The sequence below is a fragment of the Ruegeria sp. CF4 genome (assembly GCF_056537345.1).
In genome coordinates this window covers 22,093-35,147 of sequence record NZ_JBQFRJ010000001.1, presented here as the reverse complement: position 1 = coordinate 35,147, position 13,055 = coordinate 22,093, and the positions used below count along the sequence as shown (strand labels likewise).

9 protein-coding genes are annotated in these 13,055 nt (G+C 57.9%); 4 read left to right on the top strand and 5 right to left on the bottom strand.

The window, feature by feature from the left end:
* Window positions 1-14: 14 nt before the first annotated feature.
* Together ACR0NF_RS00135 and ACR0NF_RS00130 are read left to right on the top strand one after the other, a co-directional pair.
* Complete coding sequence (locus ACR0NF_RS00135; protein WP_480469047.1) at window positions 15-1,247, top strand: mandelate racemase/muconate lactonizing enzyme family protein; 1,233 nt, start codon at window positions 15-17, stop codon at window positions 1,245-1,247.
* A gap of 114 nt (window positions 1,248-1,361) precedes the next feature.
* Complete coding sequence (locus ACR0NF_RS00130; protein ID WP_480471877.1) at window positions 1,362-1,649, top strand: ArsR/SmtB family transcription factor; 288 nt, start codon at window positions 1,362-1,364, stop codon at window positions 1,647-1,649.
* Between the two features lie 5 nt (window positions 1,650-1,654).
* Here the strand turns inward: ACR0NF_RS00130 and ACR0NF_RS00125 are convergent, their stop codons facing one another.
* Window positions 1,655-4,696: an ABC transporter transmembrane domain-containing protein gene (locus ACR0NF_RS00125; protein WP_480469046.1), complete on the bottom strand. Its 3,042-nt coding sequence runs from the start codon at window positions 4,694-4,696 to the stop codon at window positions 1,655-1,657.
* Window positions 4,697-4,865: 169 nt separating this feature from the next.
* Between ACR0NF_RS00125 and ACR0NF_RS00120 the strand changes: the two genes are divergently transcribed.
* On the top strand, window positions 4,866-5,255 hold the full coding sequence (locus ACR0NF_RS00120) for a DUF3307 domain-containing protein (RefSeq protein ID WP_480471876.1): 390 nt from the start codon (window positions 4,866-4,868) through the stop codon (window positions 5,253-5,255).
* A gap of 3 nt (window positions 5,256-5,258) precedes the next feature.
* Here ACR0NF_RS00120 and ACR0NF_RS00115 read toward each other — a convergent pair whose 3' ends face one another.
* The gene (locus ACR0NF_RS00115) at window positions 5,259-5,720 is read right to left on the bottom strand and encodes an Lrp/AsnC family transcriptional regulator (RefSeq protein ID WP_480469045.1); all 462 of its coding nucleotides are present in this window, start codon (window positions 5,718-5,720) and stop codon (window positions 5,259-5,261) included.
* 142 nt (window positions 5,721-5,862) lie between these two features.
* Here ACR0NF_RS00115 and ACR0NF_RS00110 point away from each other — a divergent pair, with 142 nt between their 5' ends.
* The gene (locus ACR0NF_RS00110; RefSeq protein ID WP_480777561.1) at window positions 5,863-9,291 is read left to right on the top strand and encodes an indolepyruvate ferredoxin oxidoreductase family protein; all 3,429 of its coding nucleotides are present in this window, start codon (window positions 5,863-5,865) and stop codon (window positions 9,289-9,291) included.
* A 241-nt stretch (window positions 9,292-9,532) separates the two neighbouring features.
* On the opposite strand, the gene ACR0NF_RS00105 is transcribed toward ACR0NF_RS00110, so the two are convergent.
* Genes ACR0NF_RS00105 through ACR0NF_RS00095 form a run of 3 tightly spaced genes read right to left on the bottom strand, consistent with a single transcriptional unit; the run spans window position 9,533 to window position 13,053 of the window.
* A complete protein-coding gene (locus ACR0NF_RS00105) occupies window positions 9,533-10,837 on the bottom strand; it encodes an NAD(P)/FAD-dependent oxidoreductase (protein ID WP_480469043.1) in 1,305 nt (434 codons plus the stop codon).
* Entirely contained in the window at window positions 10,834-11,508 is a 675-nt protein-coding gene (locus ACR0NF_RS00100; RefSeq protein ID WP_480469042.1) for a TetR/AcrR family transcriptional regulator, read from the bottom strand. Before ACR0NF_RS00100 ends, ACR0NF_RS00105 begins: the two co-directional genes overlap by 4 nt.
* Window positions 11,509-13,053, bottom strand: coding sequence for a trimethylamine methyltransferase family protein (locus tag ACR0NF_RS00095; protein WP_480777560.1), 1,545 nt, complete (start codon window positions 13,051-13,053; stop codon window positions 11,509-11,511).
* Window positions 13,054-13,055 lie beyond the last annotated feature (2 nt).

Genomic DNA, 13,055 nt, shown 5'->3' with positions numbered 1-13,055 from the left:
CGGGGGAATACCAAGTGAAACTGCAGGATCTCGATGTCATCGTCACCGCGCCTCCGGCACCCGGTTGGGGCGGGCGGTATTGGATACTGGTCAAGGTCACGACCGATACGGGCGTGATCGGTTGGGGCGAATGCTACGCCTCTTCCGTCGGTCCCGAAGCCATGACCCATGTCATCCGCGATGTGTTCGAACGACACATGATGGGGGAGAACCCCGAAAATATCGAACTGATGTTCCGCCGCGCTTATTCCAGTGGCTTCACCCAACGCCCTGATCTGACCGTGATGGGCGCATTTTCAGGGCTTGAGATCGCTTGCTGGGATATCCTTGGCAAAGACCGGGATCGTCCGGTTTATGCGTTGCTGGGCGGGCGGATGAATGATCGCATTCGGTCTTATACCTATCTCTACCCCCTGCCTCAGCATAATCTGACAGACTTCTGGACCTCACCTGAACAGGCCGGGGAATGTGCTGCTGAAATGGTGCGTCGCGGTTATACGGCCGTCAAATTCGACCCTGCAGGCCCTTATACCATCCGGGGCGGGCATATGCCTGCGATGACCGATATCTCAATGTCGGTGGCCTTCTGCAAAGCCATTCGTGAGGCCGTGGGCGACAAAGCCGATCTGCTGTTCGGAACCCATGGGCAGTTCAATACCGCCGGCGCGATTCGTCTGGGTCAGGCGCTTGAGCCTTATTCGCCGCTCTGGTTCGAGGAGCCGACCCCGCCCGACATGATCGAGGACATGGCCCGCGTGGCCCGCGCTGTACGCATCCCTGTTGCAACGGGTGAGCGGATGACCACCAAAGCTGAATTCGGCGCGGTTCTGCGTGCTGGTGCCGCCGAAATCCTGCAACCCGCGCTTGGTCGCGCTGGCGGTATCTGGGAGATGAAAAAAGTCGCCGCTATGGCCGAAGTGTTCAACGCCCAAATGGCACCTCACCTCTACGCCGGACCGGTAGAGTGGGCGGCCAACATCCATCTGGCTGCATCCATTCCAAATCTCCTGCTGCTGGAAACCATCGAAACCCCGTTCCATGACCAGTTGATCAAAAGCTCGATCCGGGTCGAAAACGGCTTCGTCACCCCACCGAGCGCACCCGGCCTGGGGATCGATGTGGACGAGGACCTTGCCCGCGCCAACCCTTATTCAGGCGACGGGTTGCACCTGCAGATGCAGGAAGATCCTTGCGATTATGAGCATGGAAACGCCTTTCAGGGTGGTGCTCCGGCAACCGAGGGGTGACAATCCGCGACCAGTTGGGGCATATTATGCGAACCCCCTAATGGCATATCGGTTTATTAAGTGACGACGCAGCCCCCTGAAACCAAGACACCATCCGCAGATACCTCGGCTGACATGAAAGAAAGCGCCACTCAAGCGACCACGTTCCTGAAAGCGCTGGCGCACGAAGGCCGTCTCATGACCCTGTGTCACCTGGGTGCAGGTGAGCGATCCGTGGGCGAATTGGAAGCTCTGCTGGGGATGCGGCAAGCAGCAGTCAGCCAGATGCTAGCCCGCTTGCGCGAAGAACAGCTGGTCAAAGCACGCCGCGAAGGCAAAACAATCTACTACGCACTGAACGACGGCAAGACCGAACGCGTCATAGCGCTACTCTATGACCTGTTCTGCCAGCCAGAAAGCTGATCCGGTCAGTTCGAGACGTATCCCGCAATCACCTGCAACAGCTTGAATGCTGTCGCGGCATCGTTTTCGACAACCGCCAGGAATTCCTCTTCCCCGATGCGCAGGCACGACAGATCGGTTTCGGCGATCATACTCAGCGCGCGTGGCTCCTTGCGGATCAGGCCAAGCTCTCCGACCAAAGCCCCTGCCCCGACCTTGGTGATTAACTGATCTGCCTCTCCCGGATGGGGCAGATACAATCCCGCTTCGCCTTCCAGAATGACATAAGCACCATCCGTCGGCTGATCATCCTTGAGGAAGATCACCTGCCCCGGCTTTGCATCGAACCAGCGCGCACCAAAGGCCAGCAGGCGTAACTGACGACGGTCCAGACCAGAGAACAGCGGCGTCTGCTCCAGCGCCCGCAGCTTGCGCCCAAGGTCAGCCGAGGCCGCGCCGTCGCCTTCGACATCGGTGGGTCCTTCATCCGTCACGACGCGACCTTGCCGGATTTCAACGTACATGTCGAATACGTCCGGGCTTTCAAATTGGTCATTCAGATAGATAACGGTCGCTTCTGGCAGCAATTCGCGCAGGTTCTTATACACCGCCACCTGCGTCTGCATATCGTAACTGGCCAGCGCGTTTTCGAGGATCAGGATATCCGGCTTCTTGATCGCAGCACGGGTAAAGGCCAGAGGTTCGGCAAAAACTGCAGGCAGGTTCTGACCACCCAACGCCACCGGCACGTCATAGATCAGTTCGACCACCATCGGGCGTGCGCCGTTTTCGGCCAACACATCCACAATCAGCTTGCGTGCCTCATCCGTGCGCGCGCCGCCAATCTGACTGACCTTGCCAAAGAGCGCGTTCTCCATCACCGTCAAACCCGGTGCAAAGGTGGCCTCATCCAGTGGCACAAAGACGTTGTGCAACCGTTCCAGCAGTTTCTCGGAATGGCTGTGTCGCAGCTCTAGAATGCGGTTCTTCAATTCGTCCGAGAAAGCCGGGCCGATCTGTTCCGCCGAAATCACGAAGGGCACAGCCAGCAGGTTGGCCAATTGCTCGTCATCTAGCCCGCTGACGCCTTCCTTGCGGGTCTGTTCGACCAGCTCAACTGCCGCCTCGTAGGTTGTGACCTCAAGGCCCAGCTTGCGGAATAATGGATGATCTGTGCCGTCCAATCCAAAGATCTGGCGCAGCATTTCGATTACATCTCGGGTCAGGTTGGCCAGTGTTTCATCCAGCCCTAGCTCCCGCAGTTGCCCCAGGAACACCGTTTGTTTTGCCAACAGTTGCTGTGTGACCGGCACACGAGGGGTCGCGAACAGCAGGTTCTCTACCACAGGCAGCGCGGGGTTGTAAGCGCAACGGTCAAAGACCAACGCCTGCTGTTCCAGCCCAGCCTCGCGCACAGCTTTTTGCACCAATGGGCGCAATTCAACCAACTTGGCTGCAAGTTCCGGTCGCTCTTTTGCATTGAAAACCTGTTCGGCGCCCCGCTGGAACAGCGTTGCACCCGAACCCATGCCGTCGATCAGTCTAAGCCACCATTCACGCAGATGAGTGATATCGTCGAAACCGGCAAGTCCGGGGTCTAACCATTCCGCCTGAAAGGGATCTGTGCTGTTGCCCGCCCGCAATGTCTCGGCGAAATCGGGATCCTCGGTCGCAGTAGACATCGGACGCGACCGGATCGGCATCATGACGTTCTCGCCCAGCGTTCCCTGAAACATGACCGGGCGCGAGGTCGCCAGACCGATCCGCGCTGCAACAACGCTTTGGTGCAGCCCTGACATATCGACCCCACCAACCTCAAGCCTTCCTGAGGTGGGCAAAACCTCGCGCGTTAGCAATTCGGTCAGGGCGTGGCGATCTTCTTCGCTGGGGGCCGCGATACCGATGGTCTGGCCCGCAGGAAAGGTCAGATCCAGATCGTCCAGCACCTGATTACCGTCGATATCGCGTACCGAAATCCGGTTAAGGACGATATCGCCATTCAAATGCGGACGCTGGTCGGGCTCGCCATCGAAAAGGGATTCGTTGATCATCCCGTCCGGCGCGAAACGTTCAATCACAACTTCCCAGCGCAGCGACATATCCTGCGTCTGGTTATAATAGGTCAGCAATTCCTTCCATGGAGAACTCAGGTCCTTATACGCCGCCAGCGCGGCCACCAGCGCCCCTAGCGAAACCGAACCCTGCAACACCAGCAGGCCACCCACCAGATAGAACATGAACGGCGTCAGTTGCGAGATGAAGTTGTTGATGAACTTCATAAAGAATTTTTTCTGATAAATCTCGAACCGGATGCCGAATAACCGGCCCAACTGATCCGAGATCATCGCCCGACGATAGCGCCAACCGCCATTGGCCCGCAGGGTCGAAGCACCCGCCGCGTTCTCGCCGATCTGAGCAGCCAGTACGCGGACTTCTTGTATGCGTTTCTTGTTCAGAAGATTGATTTGGCGCTGCAAGCGCGGAATCAACCAAGCCTGCAAAGGTATCAATGCAACCGCTGCCAACCCGAACCATACGCTTTGTAAAAACAGGAACGACAGGATGGTGATCATTTGCCCGGCCTGCAGCACTGGCTGGCTGATCGCATCGCCCATTAACCCGCCCATCGGCTCGCTTTCGGCGGTGATCATCGAGACCATCTCGCCCTGGCTCACACGCTCGAAATAGGGTTGCGGAAAGCGGAGCGCGCGGCTGATCAACTGATACCGGAAACGGCGCAGCATCCGTTCGCTCAGGACACCTTTCATGGTATTGATGCGCATCTTCATCAAGCCATGGGCCAAAACGGCCGCCAGGAAGGCAAAGCACAAGATCATCAGGAACGTCGTCTGCGGCAGCGCATAACCCCAGACGTTGACAATATCGCTGGTCGCGCCGATCGCATCGTTGATAATACGCTTGGGCAGTTCCAGCGTCAGATACAACAACGGAAACAGCGTCGCCGTCACGGCCAGCAGGATCAACTGGTCGCGCTTGGAGTATTTCCAGATGAACCGAAAAATCGTTCGTTCTATGGAACCCGCCCCTGCTTTTGATCCGCCGCTCAAATCGATGTTTTTGGCGTGAATACAACAGCCCGAAGTTACCGCAATCGTATCCGTGGACGCAATTAAATTTCCAAATTGCGCCGAATTACCCTTGTGTGAACAAGTTCATTTGCGCGGCAGCCAATTACCCCCTAGTCTTCTGATTCAGGACGATATCGGGAGGACTAATTTGCCTGCCAGTTTTGGCGCTGTGTTTCTGTTGCTCTGTCTGCTTCAGATCAAACATATGTTTGCCGATTATTATTTACAGACGCCCAAAATGCTTTCCGGGCGAGGCTCGTATTTCCATGTGGGGCGCGCGCAGCACGCAGCTGTGCATGTCGTGGGCTCAGTCCTTATCTTCGCGCTGTTTCGCGCGCCGGTAGAATTCATCCTGATCATTGCCGCGCTAGAGTGGATCGTGCATTTCCACATCGACTTCGCTAAAGCGCATTATTCAGAGCGAAAGCAGCTGCAACCCAATCAGGCCGCATTCTGGCGCGCTGCCGGTCTGGATCAGCTTATGCACAACCTGACTTATATCGGCATGGCTTGGGCCTGGGTGTCCTTCGCCACCTGATACTCAGGGAACTACCGGACGATTCCGCTTGATCGGGCGCAGCACGACATTGGTTTGCGCGCTGGCAACGGCTGGCAAGCGGAACAAAAAATCCTCGAGGAAAACGTTATAGGCCGCAAGGTCGCGGCACAGAACGCGCAAGTGATAGTCCGCCTGCCCGGTCGTGGCATAACACTCCTGAACTTCCTTGCTGGTCTCAACGGCCCGGATGAAATCCACGATCTTCTCGGGGTCGTGGCGCGTCAGATGTACATGCACGATAGCCTCGAAGGTAAGCCCTATAGCGGGGGGATTTACCAATGCACCATAACGCTCGATCACCCCCGCCTCTTCCAGCGCTCTGACCCTGCGCCAAAGGGCCGAAGCCGACATTCCGACGGTATCGGCCAATTCGGCATTGGACATGCGGCAATCACTTTGCAGCAGAGTGAGGAGGCGGCGATCTCTGTCATCGAGTTCAGTCATAGTGGTTTATTTATCCGATTTTTTTCAAAGAATCGAGATACTCATCCTGTTTACTCACATATCTCGCGATTTTAGGCAAAATTATTCAGCCTCGCCGGGATAAACTTCCAACTCTTACAGTTAACACCCATGGATCGCCGGAATGAGCCACCACGACCCCAACCCCCGCATCTATCAGCTTGAGGACCGCTATGCCCTGACCCAAGGCCGGGTCTTTCTGACGGGCACCCAAGCTTTGGCTAGGATCATGATGGATCAGGCACGCAGGGACCGGGACGCAGGTCTGAACACAGCCGGTTTTGTCTCGGGATATCGCGGCTCTCCTCTGGGTGGATTGGACCTCGAACTCTGGCGCGCCAAGGAGCGGTTAAAAACCGACCGCATCACCTTCATGCCCGCAGTGAACGAAGACCTCGGGGCGACGGCTGTGCTTGGGGCGCAGCAGGCAACACTGGATCCGCATTGCGAGGTCGAGGGAATCTTTTCCATGTGGTACGGCAAAGGCCCCGGTGTCGACCGATCCGGGGATGCCTTGAAACACGGCAACGCCTACGGCTCTGCACCAAAAGGCGGCGTGTTGGTTGTGGCTGGCGATGACCATGGTTGCGTCAGCTCTTCGATGCCGCACCAGTCGGATGTGGCCTTCATGGCGTGGTTCATGCCCACGTTGAACCCCGCCTCGGTCGGGGAATATCTCGAATTCGGGGAATACGGGTTCGCCCTGTCCCGCTTTTCTGGCACGTGGGTCGGGTTCAAGGCCATCTCGGAAACAGTCGAGAGCGCACGCTCCGTCAACCTGCGTCCAGACCGAAGCTTCACACTGCCGCGACTTGACCTGCCCGAACGCGGATTGCATGTGCGGACCGCAGACCTGCCCTCACCCGAGATTGAAACTCGTATCCAACACAAGCTGCGTGCCGTACGGGCCTTTGCCGAAGAGAACCCCATCGACCGGCGCATTTATGACATCGACAATGCGAAGTTCGGCTTCGTGACCACCGGCAAGGGGCATCTGGATCTGATGGAGGCCTTGCGTCTGCTGGGTCTGGATGAGGCCGCCTGCCGCCGTCTGGGGATCGACATCTACAAGGTTGGCATGGTCTGGCCGCTGGCGCGCCGCAACGCATTGCGCTTTGTGAAGGGCAAAGCCGAGGTTCTGGTCGTCGAGGAAAAGCGCGGCATTATCGAAAGCCAGTTTAAGGAATACTTCTATGACTGGCCCGGTGACAAACCCCACAAAATGGTGGGGAAGTATGACAGCCATGGTGAGCCGCTGATCCCGTGGACCGGGGAGCTCAGCCCCTTGATGCTAGCCCCCATCGTGGCCGCCCGCCTTGATACGTTCTTTCCGGAAGAAAACCTGCCCGCCAAGGCGCGCGCTCTGACTGAAACACCTCCGCCCGTCATAAGTGTTTCCGGCGCAACGCGGACGCCTTATTTCTGCTCGGGTTGCCCGCACAATACTTCGACCAAGGTTCCCCAAGGCTCCACCGCCGCCAGCGGAATCGGTTGCCACGTCATGGCCTCGTGGATGGATCGCGAGACGGTCGGCTATGCGCAGATGGGGGGCGAAGGCGTGCCCCATGTGGTGGCTTCGCAATTCAACGGTGGCAAGCACATCTTCCAGAACCTTGGTGAGGGAACGTGGTATCATTCGGGCTCTCTCGCTATCCGTCAGGCGGTCGCCGCCGGGACGAACATCACGTATAAAATCCTCTACAATGATGCGGTCGCGATGACCGGAGGGCAGCCGGTAGATGGACCTGTCAGCGTAGCGGGTATTGCCCAGACCTGTCGCGCCGAAGGGGTAGAACGGATCGCGCTTGTCTCGGATGATATCTCCAAATTCGACCGCGCTAATTTCCCGGTGGGAACCACGTTTCATGACCGGGCAAGGATGGACAGCCTGCAACGAGAGTTGCGCGACATTCCTGGTGTCACGGTTCTGATCTATGAACAAACCTGCGCCACCGAAAAGCGCCGCCGCCGCAAGCGTGGCACGATGGAGGACCCCGCGACCTTCGTCTGGATCAACGATCTCGTCTGCGAAGGCTGCGGCGACTGTTCAGTCGCGTCGAATTGCCTGAGCGTTGAACCGCGCGAAACCCCGCTGGGTCGCAAGCGCAAAATCAATCTGAGTTCCTGCAACAAGGATTTCTCGTGCCTGAACGGGTTCTGCCCGAGTTTCGTGACCATCGAGGGCGCAACCCGCAGAAAGCGGACCGTCGAACTGGATCTCAATGTGATTGAGGCGGATTTACCCACTCCTGAAGTTCACTCACTGGATAAGCCATTCGATCTTCTGGTAACGGGCGTCGGCGGAACCGGCGTAGTTACAGTTGGAGCCTTGATCACCATGGCGGCGCATCTGGAGGGCAAAGGGGCCTCGGTTCTGGATTTCACCGGCTTTGCCCAGAAATTCGGAACAGTGCTGAGCTATATTCGCCTTGGCACCGCACCCGATGCGCTTAATCAGGTTCGTATTGATCAGGGCGCGGCGGATGCGGTGATTGGCTGCGATGTGGTCGTCAGTTCAGCGCCTAAAGCCTCCGCCCATTATACGCATGGCACACAGGTCGTGCTGAATTTGGCCGAGATGCCGACCGGAGATCTTGTGTTGCGGCGTGATGCTCAGCTTCGGGTCGATGCACGAGAACAGGCCATTGCCGATGTGGTGGGGGCTGACAATCTGTCCAGCCTTGATGCAAACGCAATCGCCGAGGCGCTACTTGGGGATACGGTCTTCGCCAATGTCACCATGTTGGGCTACGCGTGGCAAAAGGCACTGGTGCCCGTCTCGCACAGCGCGCTGGCTCAGGCCATCTTGCTCAACGGTGTCGCGATCGAAAAAAACCGACTGGCTTTCGCACTTGGCCGATGCCTGGCAGTTGATCCCGACCGGGTTCAGGAGCTGACGCAACCGACCGAGGCAGAAGAAACGTCCGATCAGATGATCGCGCGTCGGGTTGCGTATCTGACAGAATATCAGGACGCAGCTTATGCTGAACGCTATGCGCAGCAGATCGAAGCAATCCGTGCATCCAAGCCGGAAATTTCTGGTCGTGTCCTGGAGTCCGTGGCCCGCAACCTGTTCCGATTCATGGCTTATAAGGACGAGTTCGAAGTGGCCCGGTTGCACACATCCTCTGCCTTCACGGATGAACTTGCGCAGCAGTTCGAGGGTGACTTCAAAACCAAATACCACTTCGCCCCGCCGATGTTCAGCTGGCGAAAAGATGAACGCGGAAGGCCGCTCAAATTTGCATTGGGTCCGTGGATGCGCCCGGTTCTTCAGAGGTTATCACAGCTGCGTGGTTTGCGCGGATCAGCGTTTAACCCCTTTGGGTATCACGCTGAGGCGCGTCTGCATCGGGATATGTTGGGATGGTATCAGTCACTGCTGGATCAGTTGCAGGCAACCTATTCCTCCGAGGATGACGCCATTTGGTATGATGCGTTGGCTTGCGCCGATGAGGTCCGGGGATATGGTCCGGTCCGCATCGAGGCCGCCCGCGCGGCGCGCCTCAAGGCTGACGGACTGCTGAAAGGCCAATCCGGTCAGGCGACCTGATGCGGACATGAGGATCGAAAGATCTTGAGCCACCGTTTGTCGAACATATCGATGTCGGCAGGAAAGCTCTCAGGGTGGATGAGGAATCCCCAATCACTGCAGAGACACCATGCGTTGTTGATGGTGATAATATGCATGAAGGGTTTACGCGGCCATGGAGCAGAACATGCGGGGCTTGATCTGTCATAGGAACGGCCTTTTTTCCAGTTCCCCGGAAAGTCAGGCCGACCCACGCTGCCGTCTAGCCCAGAACCGAGAAACTGCTTTCGTTATTGATCGGTCGTTTGCGCGAGTAGAACCCGACATCGATGCTGCGCCCGATATAGGGCAGCTCGAACCGCAGCGGATTTGCATCGTGATCCGCCCCGCCCTCGCAATAATCGATCAGGGCCGCCATCATCTTGCCCGCGATCGGGGCGTTCTTGTACTGGTTCCCGCTGGTGCCGCAGGCCATGTAGAACCCCGGAAGGCTAGATTTGTCGTAGATCGGAATCCAGTCGGTTGACGCATCATAGAGATCGACCACACCGCGGGTTTTCGATGGAATGCCAAGGCTCGGAACCCGCTGCGCATATCGCATCGCCTGCGTGGTCCACTGATCAGTAAAGTCTTGATTGTAGGTCTTATCGTCCTCGCACCACTGATGCGGGTCGCATTCCGGGTCTTCAGATCCGATCAGGATGTGATTGCCATGTTCAGGTCGGCAATAAAGCGCGATATCGCTGTCCGAAACGATGGTACCCTGGCTTTCGAAATCAAAACCTTCGGGCGCTGGAACGTGCACCACTTCCTGCCGGAGCGGACGGGTTTCGATGGTCATGTCGTCCAGAACCCCAGCCATGCCGTTGATGATCGCCGAGCCGGGGCCCGCGACATTCACGACGACTTTCGCGTGGATTTCCTCGCCCGAGGCCAGTTTGACGCCCGAGACACGCCCAGCGTCGGTGAGGATCTCCACCACCTCAACACCTGTGCACACTTTTGCGCCGTGTTGTTTGGCGGCATCCATCAGGTTTTGCGCCGACAAGGCCGGGTCCGTGACATAGCCCGCTTTGGGCCAGAACACAGCACCCTGCATCTTCTCTCCGTTGGGTTGTCCGAATTCGGGATCATCCATGCGCTTTGCCGGGGCAAAGCTATCAAGCGAATAGATCGGCAAGTGTTTCTTAATGTCCTCCGGTGACCATTCCTCGAACGGGCACTCCAATTCGGTGCTGTTGGTTTTGTGTTTGTCCAGATACCCGTTGGCTCCGGTCTTCATGACCAGACAGCCGGTCTGCCGAAATTGGGCCAGATTGGCATCCTCCGGCAGCCCCAGATACTCTGCCCAATCCCGCCAATAATGATAGCCCTCCCACGCGAACGCAGTTCCATCAAATGTCGAGTAATGCATTCTGATGATGGCGCAAGATCCGGCGGTGGAGCCATGTCCGACCTGCGTATTGCGATCCAGCGACAGGGTCTTCCACCCGGCCTTCGACATCTCGAACGCGATGGCTGCGCCGATCACGCCAGTGCCGATGATGATTGCATCTGGCTGACTCATGCGGGGTCTCCTTTCCAGTGGCTCCGGCTATATCTGCTGAATTCTTCGACTTCTTCGGCGCGCGGCTCGACCCCGGTGAAAACATAAAGGTAATGGGGGACCATCGAGATTCGCACCGAGATGGGTTCATTCAACTGCGCGAGGTCATAACCGATCTGCATATAATAGAGGACACGCGCGCGGGTCTCGGCCTCAACCTCGGTATAGCCATAGCGCGTGAACATCGCATGCAACGCTTCAAGCCGCCGTGCATCGGACTGGTCCAGCGCGCGGCGCACCTTGCCGGATTTACGCGCCCAGTCGCGAATGGCAAAGTCCAGTGCGGTGTCGAACAGATCGGTATTCACCACGCAGCGATGCACATTGCAGACCGCACCTGTTATGGTCTCGGCCGGAGCCTCAGCTTGCGCCACCAGAGCCGCCGTGTTCATCGCCTGCCAGCGTGCCAGCAGCGCGTCCAGCAGTTCTTGCCGGGATTTGAAATACCAATAGAAAGATGACCGCGACACGGCCATCCGCTCTGCCAGGTTCAGGACCTTGATCTGATCCACACCGTCCGAGATCAGTACGTCCATCGCCACGTTCAGCCAATCGTCACGCGTGACCTTGATGTTCCCGACCAGCGGCTCGGCCTTCGGGTCATCACGATGAAGGATGGGTTTGGTGTTCATTCAACTCTCCGGCGGCGCGCCGCCCTCTTCCGTGCGTCGTGCGATGAAATCCTTCAATGCGCCGATGCGATCCATATCCGACGACGGCGCTTTGAAATTGGCCAGGATATCCTTCCACACACCCGTTGCGCGGTGGTTGGCATCGATCGAGCCGCGCTCGGTCCAAGTACCGAAATTGGCATAATCATGCAGGTGGGGCTCATAAAACGCGGTGTTATAGCGCTCCATCGTTTGGCTGGTGGCAAAGAAATGACCACTGGGCTCTACTTCGCTGAGGGCAGTGTCGAACCCGATCTCGGCCCCACCGGCCTGCGCGCCAGCACATAGCTCGGCCACCATGTTCAGCACCTCGGCATCGCAGATCATCTTCTCGAAGGACACGGTCAGGCCACCTTCGAGCCATCCAGCCGAGTGAATGATCACCGTCGCCCCGGCCATCAGGCAGCCCCATAATCCAAACTGGTTTTCATTGGCGGCCTGTACGTCGTTGATGTTGGCCGCAGACCCGGCTGCTGAGCGCCAGGGAAGTCCGAGATGCCGGGCCAATTGACCGGCAGCCAGCGAGGCCTGGAAATGCGACGGCGTTCCAAAAGCGGGTGCACCGGATTTCATGTCAACATTGCTGGTGAAGGTCCCATAGCACACGGGGGCACCGGGGTTTGTCAGTTGCGTCAGGGTCAAAGCCGCAAGCGCCTCGGCATGCGACAGGGTGATGGCCCCGGCAACGGTGATTGGTGCCATCGCCCCCATCAGCGTAAACGGCGTGATGATCGACATCTGCCCATGGCGGGCAAAGTCGATCAGCCCCTGCGCCATTGGGATATCCAACGTTCGGGGGCTATTGGTATTGATGATCGTATAGCAATGCGGATTGGCCCGGAAATCATCATCGCTGAGCCCGCGCGCCATGGACAGCATCTCAAAACAGTCCATCACCTGCGGCGTTCCACGCGAAAAGAAGAACGGGAACTTGTCCGTCAGCTCCATTTGCGCCTGTGTCGTAAAGTAGTGCCTCACGTTAGTCGGCACGTCCTGCGGCTCCACCTGGGGCGAGATCATCTGGAAGACATCGAAGTGATGCGTGAGCTTCAGAAACTCCAGATAATCCTGTCCGGTCGCCGGTCTGCGCCCGCGTTCCAGATCGGTTGCGTTAGGTGCCCCTGCCCCGGGCTGAAACACCAAAGAGCCCAGCTCCAACGTGAAATCCCGCCGCCGCGCACCCGCGCGACAGGCTATGGATTTGGGGGCAGAAGCCACTGCAGCCTCGACCATGTCGCGACCGATGAAGACCATCTCGCTGTCTTCATCCACGCGTGCACCGCCCTGCGCAAAAATCCGGCGTGCCTCGGGCAGCAGGACTTTTACACCCAGCTCTTCCAGTGTGCGCAGGGCGGTGTCGTGCATGTCCGCGATCTGATCCGCCGGAAATACTTCCATCTGCGGAAACGGATTGCGAAGCTGGCGATAGTTCACATCACGACTGGGCTGTGGGGCCGCCTCAGCCCCACGCCCCCGGCGACGGCGTCTTCCGACCTCTGCCTCCATGA

Excerpts from the sequence above, each read along its gene's own strand:
- ACR0NF_RS00130 (WP_480471877.1), top strand. The coding sequence starts at position 1,362 with ATGAAAGAAAGCGCCACTCAAGCGACCACGTTCCTGAAAGCGCTGGCG.
- ACR0NF_RS00115 (WP_480469045.1), bottom strand. The coding sequence starts at position 5,720 with ATGACTGAACTCGATGACAGAGATCGCCGCCTCCTCACTCTGCTGCAA.
- ACR0NF_RS00110 (WP_480777561.1), top strand. The coding sequence starts at position 5,863 with ATGAGCCACCACGACCCCAACCCCCGCATCTATCAGCTTGAGGACCGC.
- ACR0NF_RS00105 (WP_480469043.1), bottom strand. The coding sequence starts at position 10,837 with ATGAGTCAGCCAGATGCAATCATCATCGGCACTGGCGTGATCGGCGCA.
- ACR0NF_RS00100 (WP_480469042.1), bottom strand. The coding sequence starts at position 11,508 with ATGAACACCAAACCCATCCTTCATCGTGATGACCCGAAGGCCGAGCCG.
- ACR0NF_RS00095 (WP_480777560.1), bottom strand. The coding sequence starts at position 13,053 with ATGGAGGCAGAGGTCGGAAGACGCCGTCGCCGGGGGCGTGGGGCTGAG.